A 13,603-nucleotide genomic window follows, 5' to 3' on the forward strand; every position below is an offset into this window, starting at 1 on the left:
CCCGAGCCTGCCACCACCGTGCCGGATTGGTTGCCCGCCTCCCTGCAGATCCTGCCGCGCCGCTTCTACCGGCGTCCATCGACCGACGTTGCGCCGGAGCTGCTCAACAAGCTGCTGGTGCGCGACGATGGTCGCGCTGGCCGCATCGTCGAGGTTGAAGCCTATGCCGGCAGCGACGACCCCGCCGCGCACTCCTATCGCGGGCCAACGCCGCGCACGGCCAGCATGTTCGGTGAGGCCGGCCACCTCTATGTCTACTTCACGTACGGCATGCACTGGGGCAGCAACGTGGTCTGCGGAGAGGTCGGTGAAGGCGTGGCGGTGCTGCTGCGGGCCGTCGAGCCGCTGGCGGGCCTGGAGCGCATGCACGAGCTGCGTTCCGCCGCGCGCCGCGACCACGATCTGGCCAGTGGCCCCGGCAAGCTCTCGCAGGCCTTCGGGTTGGACCGCAGCTTCGACGGCGCCGATCTGGTGACCGGCAGCCATGGCATCGTGATCGCCAGCGATGGCACCCCGCCTCCGTCCGACCCGGAAGTTGGTCCTCGCATCGGCATCACCCGAGCCGTGGATTTCCCGTGGCGATGGCACGTCCGTGACCACCGTCACGTATCGGTGCGGCGACGCCGCATCTCCGCCCCCGCAAGGAAACGTTGATGACACCTCTCGACAAGCCGTTGCGACGCGAACTGGAGATCGATGGCCAGCCCTACACCCTGACTGTGGACCCTGAAGGCCTGAAGCTGGCGGAGAAGGGGCGACGCAAGGGCATTGCGTTGCGCTGGCAGGATCTGGTGTCCGGGGACGCGGCGCTGGCGACCGCATTGCAGGCATCGCTGCGCGAGCACTGAACCGACGCACCCACCTCACGCCGGCATCACCCCGTCACAGCGATACATAACACTGTACCGACTACCGTAGTCCCAGACAGCCGCCGCAAGCGCCCTCGCCACCCTGCCCTGAAAAGCACCATGGACGAAGCCGAACGACTGCTTGAGATCGAACGACTGCACCTGTTGGATACGCCCCCGGAGCCGGTGTTCGATGCCATCGTCGCCGCCGCCCGCGCCGCAACCGGCATGACCATGGGCCTGATCAGCGTGGTGGCCGAAGACCGCCAGTGGTTCAAGGCCACATCGGCCTTGAAAGCGTCAGCGAAACGGCCCGCGAAATTTCCTTCTGCACCCATGCCATACGCCAGGACGAGCTGTTCGAGATACCCGATGCGCGTCAGGACCCACGTTTCTCCACCAACCCCCTGGTGACGGGTGGGCCGCGTATCCGCCACTACGCTGGCATCCCCCTGGGCTCGGCGCACGGCGCGCGTATCGGAACACTGTGCCTGCTCGATCCGATGCCCGGCGTGCTGTCTCCGTCCCAGCGCGAGCTGATGGTGCACCTTGCCCGGGTCACCACCCAGGTGCTGGAGCAGCGCAGCACGCTGATGGCGCAGGTGGGCCAGGCCAAGGCGCTGCATCGTGAGCTCAAACGCAGTGAGGACTTCCTGGAGCGCACCAACCGCGCCGCCCGGGTGGGCGGCTGGGAGATGGACCTGGTCACCAACGAAGTGCGCTGGACCCGCGAGACCAAGCAGTTGCACGGCGTGCGCAGCAACTTTGAACCGACGCTCGACACCGCGCTGTCGTTCTATCGCGAAGACAGCCGCAACATCATCCGGGCAGCAGTGCAGCGTTGCATCGACGAAGGCACGTCCTGGGAGGTGCAGCTGCCAATGACCACCGCCGACGGGCGCGCGATCTGGACCCGGGTGGTCGGCAGCCGGCAACAGGTCGACGGCCATCCGCGCCTGGTCGGGGCGATCCAGGACATCACGGACGAACGAGCCGCGCTGGACGCGCTGGAAGCGAGCGAAACCCGCTACCGGCGACTGTTCCACTACAGCCTGGGCCTGATCTGCACCCACACGCTGGACGGCACATTGACCTCGGTGAATCCCGCGGCGGTGCAGTCGCTGGGCTTCGAGGAAAGCCAGATGATCGGGCGCAGCCTGTGTGACCTGATGCCGCCGGAAAAACGCGAGGGCTTCAAGGCCTACCTCGCTCGGATCCAGGCAAACCACACCGACGCTGGCGTGATCGAGCTGATTGCCGCCGACGGTACGCGCCACTACTGGGCGTACCACAACGTGCTCGACAGCGAGGCCAGCCCGCCCTACGTGCTGGGACATGCACAGGACGTCACCGCGCTGCGGATGCAGGAGCAGCAGCTGCGCGAAATGTCCTTCAAGGATCCGCTCACCCAGTGCTACAACCGGCGCTACCTGCACCGGCTGGATGAACTGATTGACGAGCGCTGGGCCTGCGTGATGTTCGACCTGGACCACTTCAAGCACATCAACGACACCCAAGGCCACCGGCGTGGCGACGCCGTGCTGGTCGAGTTCGCCACCTTCCTGCGCTCGCCGCTGGGCAAGGAGGAGACGGTGGTGCGTCTGGGCGGCGACGAATTCATGGTGGTACTGGTCGCGCCTGCGGACGGCCGGTTGAGCGAACTGGAGCATTGGTACCAGGACCACGCCGCGCTCTCGCCCAGCGCGTTCTCGATGGGTGCGGCCATCAACACGCCCGGCGAGCCGGTGGCCGACACCATCCAGAAAGCGGACAGCCGCCTGTATCGAACCCGCGCGCGCGTGCGTCGGGAGCCACGCGCGCAGAAGGATTAGGACCGCCCGCGGATCGCTACCGCGCGCTGCTCACGCAAGTCGCCTCGCTGCACCGGACCGTCGGTCGAGCAGGCCATCCAGCATCAGCAATCGTGGAGAGCGCTTCAGCAGCCGGTCCAGGAAGATGCCGATGCCGGCGCCCCCAACGCTGTACTCATTGCAGACCCGGTGATGTGCCGGGCCCGCGAACGCCACCCCGACGGGCATGGGAACTGCGTGCTGTACGATCGCCTCGGCGTGATGGAAGGCCACATTCGCGTAACGCTCATCCCCCAAGACGCAAGCCAGGTCCAGCATGTACTCACCGAATCCGGCATTGCCGCTCTCCTGCCACAACTTGTTGGTCACCCTTGATCGGACCGAATAGGCACACTCCAGGGCAATCTCGCGGAAACGCACCTCACCCGTCGCAGCAAAGTGGCGAAGGCAGGCGGTACCGATGCCCGCTGCACCAAACCGTGTGTGCGGTGAGTTGCTCGCATTGGCGGGCGCATCCGCCAGATTCTTCCAGAACAGCCGTCCGGCCACACGGATGCCATGGGAAATATCGTAATCCAGCGCCTGCGACGCCGCCTCCAGGAACCGGGCATCGCCGCTGGCCACGCCAAGGTAGCTAAGGAACAGTGCAATCCCGGATTGACCATCACCCAACCCAAGGAAGACCTTGCCCTGCGATGACCAGAATCGACCTTGCGGGCTACGCCGGGAGCTTTCCAGCAGGCCTTCGCCGATGCTGATCGCCGATGACAGGTAAGCGCCATCACCGGTGGCCTGCCAGAAGTGCAGGTCCATCAGGCCCTGTCCGGCCGCACCAAAGTACAGGCTAGGAGTTGCCAGTGCGTCGCCCGACTGCGCGACGCCCGCGCGCACCCGCATCGCCGCTTCCCGTCTCCCGGCCTGCAACAGCAGCAGGCTGACCCCGGCTAGTCCGGAGTACAACCCTGGCGGGCACCGCTCACTGACCGCCCTGTCCTGGATCCAGTCAAGAATTGCCGGGTCGAGGTGCCCCTCATGCCGTAGCAGGAACCATGCGGTTCCCGTCGCGCCAAACTGAAGCGAAACCGGGTTGGTGAAGAACAGCTGCGGTCCGGCTGGCCAGAGACGATCATCACGCCCGGTGTCGACAGCGGAGTGCAGATAGGCCGCGAGCCCTGAAAGGATGTCCTGGAGCGCCCGGCACTCGGAGGGCGCCGGCACCGGCGCGGTCAGCAGCTCCTGGCGGGACGGAAACATCACCCGCCGTAGCGATGGCACTTCAATGTTGCCCAGCGCTTTCAACGTCTTGGCGATGTCCCAGCGCCTGCCTGCATCCTGATCGGTCAACCCGACCACGATATCCCGCAGCGCCTCGGGCAGGCCTAGGTCGGCCAGAACCTGAGGCAACTTTCCGTCGACGATCTGCCCACGGGCCAGGTCGAGACCGGAGGCACAGAAGGTGAGCATATCCAGGATCAGCACACCCAGCGCATAGTGATCCTCTTGCACGGTCGGTCGCCGCGACGCACGCTGTTCCGCCGATGCATATCCGGGTGTCCACCCCTTCACCCAGCGGTCGTCAACACCGATTTCATGCGCGAATTCGAGATCGATGAACTTCACCTTCCCGGCGGCGGTGAACATTACGTTACTACGTGTCAGGTCGCGAAGTACGACACCACGTGAATGCACGACGGAGAGCGCCTCTGCAATGCTGACAATCTTCTCCCGGATGCGCCTGAAGCCATCGGCGGCCGTCTGCAGCTCCTCCGAGAAGTAGAAGTCCATTGCGCTGTCCCACAGCGTCGAAGCCTCCAGCTGTTCCTCGACGAGAAACCAATTGTTCCACTCCTTGAACAGCGCCACGAACTCGGGTACCAAGCCAGTGCCCGACAGCTTCTGCAGAATCCGGGCCTCACGCTGGATACCGCCCACGAGCACATGCGGAGCAAGTGCCTGCATTGAGCCGGCGAAGCCGCGCACCTCGCGGATCACGATTCGCTGGCCTGTATCCATATCCACGCCGTGGTAGACGCCGCCTGTACCATTGAATTTGAGCGCGCCCAGCACCCTGTAGCGCTGGTTGAGCAGTATCTCCGCCGGCGGCGGATCGACCGCAGGACGCTCCAACGGAACCACCGGGTCCGTGCAGCCTGGAGGGAGCCGGAAGTGGGCACCTCGCACGTCGTCGTGCCAAGAGCCATCCTCCAGCCGGAATCCCTGCTGCCTGTTGCCATAGATGTCGGGTCGGAAGCCCTCCGAGTGGGCACCGTAGCGATAGTAGACAACACTGCTCCCCTTGTACGGGCGATCAGTAAGAATGTGTGGTCCACCGAGGTGCTGCGTACGTACGTGCAGCCGTTCCAGCAGGCTGAGAAACTGGGCCTCGCCTGCCGGATAGAGCGTGATGAACTTTCCAAGCTGGAACCGCGACCATCCCTTTCCCAGCGACATTGCCAGCATGCGCGGATCGGAGCAGAACTTGAACATGGCACCCGCGGCCGCGATCTCTTCGCACGCTACCGCGATGGTCTCTTCGGCGTTCTCCGGGATGCTCGATATGTGGATCTTCCAGCCGTGGGAGCGGCTCTTCCATCCCGGCGGCCGGCAGTGTGTCCAGAACCCACGTGGCTGCAACTGCCAGTCGGCAGGGAGCAGGTTGCGAGCAACGGAAGAATATTCATCCGTCGGCCTATAGCGTTCGATGTTCTCGAAATGAACATCGTCTAACAACGTATACATCCGTGCCGTCGTGTCGACCACCAACAACCTCCCTGTCATCCCGGCCCAAGCTGGGTTGATCCGGAAACATCCGGCTGGCCAGGTACAAATGCGCCGCCAACGGGATGCCGGCGGCGCACGTTGGATCAGCTGCCCGGTGCCGTCAAAAAGCGCTCGCCGGCAACAGGACGCGGGATCGATCAGGCTTGATCCATGCCATCTTCGATGCCTGCATCCGAACTGATCAGAGACAGGCAGGCAGTGCAGGTTTCAGAGACATCGAGGCACTCGATTTCAAGGGTCTGCAGGGCAAGTACATTGTTCATTCGTCACTTCCTTATTTAATGGAGATGAACACTGCTGAATACGGTGCAGCAGATCAGTATTTTGCTCAATATAGCTGCACCGCGCGCCACTTATAATCTCAGCGGGTTTTCGATGTCAAATCGCATTATCAAATTCCGCTTTATCCATCACAGAATGGACCACCCTGCTTTGATTACTCCATTGCAGATGCCGGATGCGGGCCCTGCCGCGCGTTGATCACGCGCTTACCGTCACCCACGCCGGCGCGTGGTCGCTGGCCTTTTCCTGTAGGCGTACCCAGCGGTCGACGCCAGCGCCCTTCAGTCGCGACGCCAGTACGGGGTTCAACAGCAGATGATCGATGCGCAACCCACGGTCGCGCTCGGCATGCTGGCGGAAATAATCCCAGAAGGTATAGATCGTGGCGTCGCCGTGCACCTTCCGCACCGCATCGGTCCAGCCCTGCGCCAGCAGTCGTTCGAAGGCCTCGCGCACCTCCGGCTGGAACAGCGCATCGCGGCGCCAGGCCTTGGGGTCGTAGACGTCGGCTTCGGTGGGAATCACGTTGAAATCACCCAGCAGCAGCGCCGGATGCGGCAGCTCGACCAGGCTGCGCGCATGCCGGATCAGGCGCTCCATCCAGCGCAGCTTGTAGTCGAACCTGGGACCGGGCTGCGGGTTGCCGTTGGGCAGGTAGAGGGCACCCACGATGACCCCGTGCGCCGCCGCCTCCAGGTAGCGGCTCTGGGTGTCCTTGGGCTCGCCCGGCAATCGGCGGCGGCTCTCGACCGGCGTGGTCCCTCGTGCCAGCAGCGCCACGCCGTTCCACCGCGCCTCGCCCTGCCAGAGCGCGCCGTAGCCCGCCTCTTCCAATGCCGCAGCCGGAAACGCGGCGTCGGTCGCCTTCAGTTCCTGCAGGGCAACCACATCCGGCGATTCCCTGTGCAGCCAGTCCAACAGCTGCGGCAAGCGTGTGCCGATGCCGTTGACGTTGAACGTGGCAATGCGAAGCGTCTTGCGTCGGGCCATGCAGGAAGTCTCCTCGGCGCCGGGAATGAGCGTTCACTGTGCGCGCCCGCGCATGCAGAATCCGTGGATGCCATGTCACGACAGGGTGCCATCCGTTTCACCAACCGCTGCCACGGGCGACAGCAGGCTGGTCACCCGTGGCCAGTGACGGAGAAGCCCCATGGCGGTGCGCCCGCTGCGCGCGATCTACCAGGTCGACCCCTACCTGTTCCGCGACAGCAATGGGCGCGGCTGGGGCACCCTGGATGGCATCACCGAAAAGCTGGACTACCTGCAGTGGCTCGGCATCAGCCATGTGTGGCTGCTGCCGTTCTACTGCAATGCCGGCCGTGACGGTGGCTACGATGTCACCGATCACTACCGCATCGATCCACGCCTGGGCGACCAGACCGCGTTCCAGCGCCTGGTCGATGCTGCCGACGCACGCGGTATGGGCATCATCGTCGAGCTGGTGATGCAGCACACTGCCAGCGCCCACCCATGGTTCGTCGCCGCGCAGCGCGGCGACCCGGCCTGGCGCCGCTGGTACCTGTGGAGCGACCACGTGCCCGACGACGGCCTGCAGCCGATGTTCCCGCCGATCGAGGCGTCTGCCTGGACATGGGACGCCGAGGCCGGCGCGTTCAACCGGCACATGTTCTACCGGCACGAGCCAGACCTGGAGCTGGCCCATGCGCCAGTACGCGACGAACTGCTGCGGGTGATGACGTTCTGGATGCAGCGCGGCGTGGCCGGCTTCCGCGTGGATGCGGTCCCGTACATGGTCGAGCGCGCCCGCCACGCGGACCCGCGCGACGACGGGCTGTGGCTGCTGGAGGAAATGCGCGCCACGGCAGACGCACAGCAGCCAGGGCTGCCGTTGATCGGCGAAGCGGATGTCCGCGCGTCCCGCTACGGTGACTTCCTGTGCCAGGGGCGGCGGCTTTCGCACCTGCTCGACTTCCATCTGAACAATCATTTCTTCCTGGCCCTGGCGCGCGGCGACGCCAGTGAAGTGGCCCGGGTCATGGCCGAATACGGACCGCAGGCGCCGCCGCACACGCGCATCGCCTGGCTGCGCAACAATGATGAGCTTGACCTGGAGCAGCTGCGGCCCGACGAACGCGAAGCGGTGATGGAGCGCTTCGCGCCCGAACCTGGCATGCGCATCTATGGCCGCGGCATCCGCCGCCGGCTGGCGCCCATGCTGGACGGCGACACCGCGTGGCAGGCCATGGCCTGGGCCGCACTGCTGTCGCTGGGTCAGGTGCCGGTGATCCGGTATGGCGAGGAAATCGGCCTCGGCGACTGCCTGGAACTGCCCGAGCGCAACGCCGTGCGGATGCCGATGCACTGGCACGACCGCCCAGGGGCGGGGTTTACCGATCAGCCACGGCATGCGTGGCGCGCGCCTCCGGCAGACGGCGCTTACGGTTACCGGACAGTGAATGTCGAGGCGCAACGCGCGACGCCCGGCTCGCTGCTGCGGCGTGTGCGCGAGCTGCTGCAGCAACGCAATGCCCATCCCGTGCTGCAGCAGGGGCCACACACGCTCGACCCACCTTCACCTGCGCTGCTGATGCTCCGCTACGGCGAGGCCCCCCACCAGGCGCTTGCACTGATCAACTTCGGCGACAACCCGGTTGAGGTAGAGGTGCCACTGCACGGCCCGCTGCGTATGCTGGTGGGCCACGGCACCACCATGCAGGATAACCGCTGCATCCTGCAGGGCCACGGCTACGCGTGGCTGGCCGCCGAGGGTGCCTGAGTGCGCAGCGCGGGCAGCACGTGTTCGGCGAAATCATCGATGAAGCGGTCCTGCTCGCGGTTCACGTTGTGCAGGTAGATGCGATCGAAGCCCAGTGACTGCAGTTCCTGCAGCCAGGCCCGGTGCTGGCCAAGATCCGCCGAGACATGCACGTGCTGGCGCAGCTCCTCGGCACTGACCGACCGGGCCTGTGCCTCGAACTGCTCGGGCTGGTCCAGGCCTTCGGCCAGTTCCGGTGGCAGCACATTGGCGCTCCACTGCTCCATCGCGCCTTCCAGTGCCGCCTGTTCGGCACGCGCGTAGGAGAGCTTGGCCTGCAGGTACATCGGCTTGCCCCTGCCACCGCCCTGTTCGAACGCCGCCACCACACGCCGCAACTGCGCCAGTGGCTGGCTGATGGTGATCAGGCCATCGGCCCAGCCCCCCATCCAGCGTGCGGTTTCCTCGGTGACGGCTGCACCCAGCAGCGGCAGGGGAAGGGCCGGTCGGCTGTACAGTCGCGCCTGGCGCACCTGGAAGCCACCGCTGTGGTCGACCCGCTCGCCTCCCCACAGCCGCCGCATCACCTCGGCCGCAGCGCGCAGTGCCTTCTGCCGCTCGCGCTTGGCTGGCCACGGCTGTCCAGTAACGCGCTCATTCAGCGCCTCGCCGGTACCCAGCGCCAGCCAGATCCGGCCCGGCGCCAGCTGCTCCAGCGTCGCCGCTGCCTGTGCCACCAAGGCCGGGTGCTGGCGCAGCATCGGGCAGGTCACCATGCCCAGGGTCAACGCGCTCTGCACCGCCAGCGCGCCGGCCCACACCCAGCTGTGGCCCGACTGCCCTTGTGCGGTCGTCCACGGGTGGAAATGGTCCGAGCACATCAGGGCCTCGAATCCCGCCTGTTCGGCGCGCAGCGCCAGGCCCAGCAAGGTGGCGGGCGGGAACTGCTCATGCGATGCGTGGTAGCCGATGGTCATCACGGATTCCGTGCGGGGACTGGACACGATGGCAACACCCCTCCAGCTAAAACGGCGTCATGGAAACGAACACTCCCTGCATCGGGCATCGACGCTGGGCTATCGCCGAGGGCTACATTCCAGCCTGGAGCAACGGCCCGTCACCGGAGATGCAGAGTCACGAAACCTGCTGTGTCCTCAATGCCGGCAGCGAGGACGCGCATGTCACGCTGACCCTCTACTTCGAGGACCGCGATCCGGTGGGTCCCTACCGGATTACAGTGCCGGCGCGGCGCACCTGCCATCTGCGCTTCAACGACCTGCAGGATCCGGCACCTGTGCCGCTCGGTACGGGCTTCGCCACCCTCGTCGAATCCGACCAGCCGATCATCGTGCAGCACACGCGGCTGGATTCACGGCAACCGGCCAACAGCATCATGACCACCATCGCGCATCCAGTGTGAAGCCGCGCGCGCAGGCGTCCACGCTGCAACGACACTGCGCCCTCCACCCGTTTACCCGTCTGGAGGCAGACTGGCGCCGGTTTCTTTTCGGAGAGTGACGATGGCCCTGCCCGACTACCCACGCCCGCCCTTCCCGGCCCAGCAGCAATCCTTCCCCGGCAAGACTGCGCAGATGCAGCCCCGGCCGGACCACGGCGAGGACAGTTATCGCGGGCATGGCCTGCTGCAGGGCAAGAAGGCATTGATCACCGGCGGTGACAGCGGTATCGGCGCGGCGGTGGCGATCGCTTTCGCGCGCGAAGGCGCCGACGTTGCCATCGCATTCCTCGATGGCGAGCAGGACGACGCCCGCCATGTGCAGCAGCAGATCGAACAGGCCGGGCGCAAAGCCGTGCTGGTACCCTGCGACATCAGTGACCCGGCACAGGCGCGATCGCTCGTAGACCGCGTGGCCAGCGAACTGGACGGTCTCGATATCCTGGTCAACAACGCGGCCTACCAGCGCTACTACGAGCACTTCGACGACATCACCCTGGATGACTGGAAGCGGACGTTCGATACCAACGTGCATGCCGTGTTCAATCTGACCCGACTGTGCGTCCCGCACCTGCGCGGTGGCGGTGCGATCATCAACACCGCATCGGTCAACTCCAAGCGGCCGACGCCGAACATCCTTCCCTATTCTGCAACCAAAGGTGCCGTCGCCAACCTGACGCTGGGGCTGGCCGGCCTGCTGGCCGAGCATCAGATCCGCGTCAATGCCGTGCTGCCCGGCCCGATCTGGACGCCGTTCATTCCCGCAGGCATGGCCGCCGAAGAGGTCGAACAGTTCGGCGCGCAGACGCCATTCGGCCGCCCCGGACAGCCGGCCGAGCTGGCCTCGGCCTATGTGATGCTGGCTTCGGACAGCGCCAGCTACACCTCCGGTGCGCTGCTGACCATCTCCGGCGGCGCGGCAACACTGTGACCCCTCATGGCCGGATTGCCCGCCTGGATTGAGGACTGGCTGACCGTAGTTGTGCCGGTGGCCGAGGTGCTCGCCATCCTCGGCGTCGCATGGGTGATGGTGCGTGCCCTCGCGTGGCTGCTGGTGCAGGCGCGGCAGCGCGGCAGGCTGGCACCAGAGCTTCATGTGGGCCTGCGCCGCGGCGGTGCCCTGCTGCTGTATCTGGCGGCTGCGCTGCTGATACTGGAGCGACTGGGCGTGTCGCGCTCGGTGCTGTGGACCGCGCTGACCGGGTTCATGGCGGTCGGTGCGGTGGCGTTCTTTGCTGCATGGAGCGTGTTGTCCAACCTGTTCTGTTCGTTCCTGATCGTCGCCACGCGCCCGTTCCGCATCAATGACACCATCGAGGTGCTGGAAAGCGTGGACAAGCCGGGCTTGTGCGGTCAGGTGGTGGACATCAACCTGATCTACACCACGCTGAGTGATCGTGGCGAAGGCGCGCGCGGTTGCCTGCTGCGCGTGCCCAACTCCTTGTTCTTCCAGCGCATCACCCGCCACTGGGGTGACAGCGGCTATTCCCAGCTGCCGGGAAGCGTACCAATCAAAGGCAAGGTGCGCTGAGTAGCTGTAGAGTCGAGCCCATGCTCGGCTTGCTGCGCGCAGCGCTCGGTGCAGCGCGACCTGAACGGAGTGCAGCCGAGCGCGGGCTCGGCTCTACAGGTGCCATAGCGGGCGGCCCTATTCCGCCGCCAGTGCCTGTATAGGGTCCAGCTGTGCAGCACTGCGTGCCAGGAAGCAGCCGAAGCCCAGCCCGATCACAGACGAACACACCAACGCGGCCAGCACCAGATAGGTACCCATGCGCCGCTTGGCGCTACAGGAACTCCGCCATGCGCTGCAGCTCGTCGTCCAATGCGCTGCGAAATGCCTTGTCGCGGGCCAGCGACTTTCCGGCATAACCCACGTTCGGCACCAACTCACCGCCGCACACGCTCAGGTTGGCCCAGCCCACCACCTGGTCATGCCACAGCACCGGCAGTGCGTAGTACCCATACTGGCGCTTTGGCGCAGGTGTGTAGGCCTCGAACTTATAGACCCAATCCCACAGCAACTCGAAACGGCGGCGGTCCCACACCACCGGGTCGAACGGCGCCAGCAGGCGCACCTGATCGTCTGGCGCGTGCCTGCGCGAGCGTGGATTCTCGTCTGCCGGCCAGTACCAGGTGGTGCCCTCCAGCGAGCAGCTGGCCAGCTGCTGCTTGGCCAGCGCCAATGCCTTGCGGGTCTGCTCGGCCAGATGCGGTGCACCATAGCCCAGCAGGCGCACCAGGTAGGTCAGGCTGGCCGATGGCAGCGGCGCGTACTTGCGCACCACCAGATCAATCAGGGCGGCCGCGCGTTCGACCTGCGACTGCTCGCTGGCATCCGCCTCGGCATGCTCGGCCACGGCGTAGATACGGGTGCCGTTGTCACGCCGCGCCACGCGCAGCATTCCGCGGTAGTGCATGCCATCGAGCAGGTGGGTGCTGGCATTGCTGGTGCCGCCCCAGTAGTTGGTCACCCGCCCATGCGCAAACGCCTGGTCGACCTCGCGGGGGTGCACGCTGCCGCGCTCGCGCACGAACGCCAGCACGTCGGCCGCGCGGCGATGGGTCTCGGCGTCCCACTCGCGCTTGGACACGCGCGGGTGCATCAGCGCCAGATGCTCGCGCGGCAGGAAGCCGTAGTTCACCAGGCAGTCCTCTTCCACCGGCAAGCGCGCATAACGACGTTCAAGATCACCCGCGCGGTAGTCCTTCACCCGGTGCCGCAGGGTCAGGTCCTGCGCGCGTGCCGGTGCCCGGATCGGGTCGGCCTGCACGAAGCCCAGCCGCCGGATTGCGGTCAACAGCGTGGTCGGCTTGAACAGGGTGCGCGCCACCGCGTAGCGGCGCAGATCTTCAAGGGTAGGCGTGGCAGGCATGGCTGCATTGTAGATCCACGCCACGCGTGGATGGGATCACGGCAATTCCCCCGAGGGCTAGCGCTCATCGCACCCGGACCCTTCACCGGATCCAACTACAGGCGCTGCCAGACCACGCCCTCACCCCGGCGGTAGTACACCGCCATCGCGCGGCCATAAATCCGGTCCGCATCGACCCATCCGAAGAAGCGGCCGTCCAGGCTGTTGCCACGGTGATCACCCAGCACCAGTACCTTGCCGGAGGGTACCTGCACATCGGCAATGTCCGGGCCTCCGCCATGCGTCAGGTCGAGCCAGGCGTGCCGCTTGCCAAACCGTTCCACGCCGCTCGCACAGGTCATCTGGAGGGGGCGTCCATTGACGCTCAGGCGCCCATCCTGCAGACGCACGCGGTCGCCGGCCACGGCCACCACGCGCTTGATCATGCGCACGCCATCGGCCGGCGAAGCGAACACCACCACCTCGCCGCGTTGCGGCACGGTGGCGCCCATCAGCTTCAGCCCGCTGAAAGGCAGGCGCAGGCCGTACGCGCGCATATCGACAACGACGCGGTCACCCGGCTGCAAGGCGGGCTGCATTGAACCACTCGGCACGACGTAATGGTTGGCCAGGGTGTCGCGTGCAACGAAGAACAGGCCCAGCAGCATCAGCAGCGGCGCGGCCTCCTTCTTCAGCCACGCCAGCATTCGCTGGGACCACGACGCGCGGAGGGTGGCATCCATAAGGGCTCCGGAAGGTGATGGAAGGACTCGGAGCCCTAGGCTAGACCGGGCACACCTGGCCACACATAGGACAGGTCCCAGATGTGCCCGCCCGTAGGGCCAATAGGCACGACC

At 65.8% G+C, this 13,603-nt stretch carries 13 protein-coding genes and 1 pseudogene; 7 read left to right on the forward strand and 7 right to left on the reverse strand.

The window, feature by feature from the left end:
* The first annotated feature begins 18 nt into the window (after positions 1-18).
* The 3 genes and pseudogenes from ROV93_RS06185 to ROV93_RS06195 all read left to right on the forward strand — a co-directional run bounded on the left by ROV93_RS06185 (position 19) and on the right by ROV93_RS06195 (position 2,680).
* Positions 19-654 carry a DNA-3-methyladenine glycosylase gene (locus ROV93_RS06185; RefSeq protein WP_111007801.1) on the forward strand — a complete coding sequence of 212 codons (636 nt, stop codon included), beginning with the start codon at positions 19-21 and terminating at the stop codon, positions 652-654.
* Entirely contained in the window at positions 654-848 is a 195-nt protein-coding gene (locus ROV93_RS06190; protein WP_061480303.1) for a hypothetical protein, read from the forward strand. The genes ROV93_RS06185 and ROV93_RS06190 overlap by 1 nt, the downstream gene beginning before the upstream one ends.
* A gap of 120 nt (positions 849-968) precedes the next feature.
* Positions 969-2,680 (forward strand): annotated as a pseudogene (locus ROV93_RS06195) (diguanylate cyclase).
* A 30-nt stretch (positions 2,681-2,710) separates the two neighbouring features.
* On the opposite strand, the gene ROV93_RS06200 reads toward ROV93_RS06195, so the two are convergent.
* The 3 genes from ROV93_RS06200 to xth all read right to left on the reverse strand — a co-directional run bounded on the left by ROV93_RS06200 (position 2,711) and on the right by xth (position 6,712).
* Positions 2,711-5,419 (reverse strand): lanthionine synthetase LanC family protein, encoded by a 2,709-nt coding sequence (locus ROV93_RS06200; RefSeq protein WP_176698767.1) that lies wholly within the window; start codon positions 5,417-5,419, stop codon positions 2,711-2,713.
* A 158-nt stretch (positions 5,420-5,577) separates the two neighbouring features.
* Positions 5,578-5,703, reverse strand: a complete 126-nt coding sequence (locus ROV93_RS06205; RefSeq protein WP_255299118.1) for a hypothetical protein — start codon at positions 5,701-5,703, stop codon at positions 5,578-5,580.
* Between the two features lie 217 nt (positions 5,704-5,920).
* Complete coding sequence (gene xth / locus ROV93_RS06210) at positions 5,921-6,712, reverse strand: exodeoxyribonuclease III (RefSeq protein ID WP_072167122.1); 792 nt, start codon at positions 6,710-6,712, stop codon at positions 5,921-5,923.
* 160 nt (positions 6,713-6,872) lie between these two features.
* Here xth and ROV93_RS06215 point away from each other — a divergent pair, with 160 nt between their 5' ends.
* Positions 6,873-8,459, forward strand: a complete 1,587-nt coding sequence (locus ROV93_RS06215) for an alpha-amylase family glycosyl hydrolase (protein WP_072167123.1) — start codon at positions 6,873-6,875, stop codon at positions 8,457-8,459.
* Here ROV93_RS06215 and ROV93_RS06220 read toward each other — a convergent pair.
* A complete protein-coding gene (locus tag ROV93_RS06220; RefSeq protein WP_180890315.1) occupies positions 8,429-9,415 on the reverse strand; it encodes a TIGR03885 family FMN-dependent LLM class oxidoreductase in 987 nt (328 codons plus the stop codon). The genes ROV93_RS06215 and ROV93_RS06220 overlap by 31 nt on opposite strands.
* Positions 9,416-9,474: 59 nt before the next feature.
* On the opposite strand from ROV93_RS06220, the gene ROV93_RS06225 reads away from it, so the two are divergent.
* From ROV93_RS06225 to ROV93_RS06235, 3 genes are all read left to right on the forward strand, one after another.
* Positions 9,475-9,858, forward strand: a complete 384-nt coding sequence (locus ROV93_RS06225; protein WP_072167125.1) for a sensory rhodopsin transducer — start codon at positions 9,475-9,477, stop codon at positions 9,856-9,858.
* Positions 9,859-9,958: 100 nt separating this feature from the next.
* Complete coding sequence (locus ROV93_RS06230; RefSeq protein WP_019659796.1) at positions 9,959-10,825, forward strand: glucose 1-dehydrogenase; 867 nt, start codon at positions 9,959-9,961, stop codon at positions 10,823-10,825.
* 6 nt (positions 10,826-10,831) lie between these two features.
* Positions 10,832-11,425, forward strand: a complete 594-nt coding sequence (locus ROV93_RS06235) for a mechanosensitive ion channel domain-containing protein (protein ID WP_069138450.1) — start codon at positions 10,832-10,834, stop codon at positions 11,423-11,425.
* Positions 11,426-11,542: 117 nt separating this feature from the next.
* Here the strand turns inward: ROV93_RS06235 and ROV93_RS06240 are convergent, their stop codons facing one another.
* From ROV93_RS06240 to lepB, 3 genes are all read right to left on the reverse strand, one after another.
* Positions 11,543-11,665, reverse strand: coding sequence for a hypothetical protein (locus ROV93_RS06240; RefSeq protein WP_255299119.1), 123 nt, complete (start codon positions 11,663-11,665; stop codon positions 11,543-11,545).
* 13 nt (positions 11,666-11,678) lie between these two features.
* A complete protein-coding gene (locus tag ROV93_RS06245) occupies positions 11,679-12,767 on the reverse strand; it encodes a crosslink repair DNA glycosylase YcaQ family protein (RefSeq protein ID WP_072167150.1) in 1,089 nt (362 codons plus the stop codon).
* Between the two features lie 95 nt (positions 12,768-12,862).
* Entirely contained in the window at positions 12,863-13,489 is a 627-nt protein-coding gene (gene lepB / locus ROV93_RS06250; RefSeq protein WP_072167126.1) for a signal peptidase I, read from the reverse strand.
* Positions 13,490-13,603 lie beyond the last annotated feature (114 nt).

Source organism: Stenotrophomonas maltophilia group sp. msm4, assembly GCF_032025605.1.
Classification (GTDB): domain Bacteria; phylum Pseudomonadota; class Gammaproteobacteria; order Xanthomonadales; family Xanthomonadaceae; genus Stenotrophomonas; species Stenotrophomonas sepilia.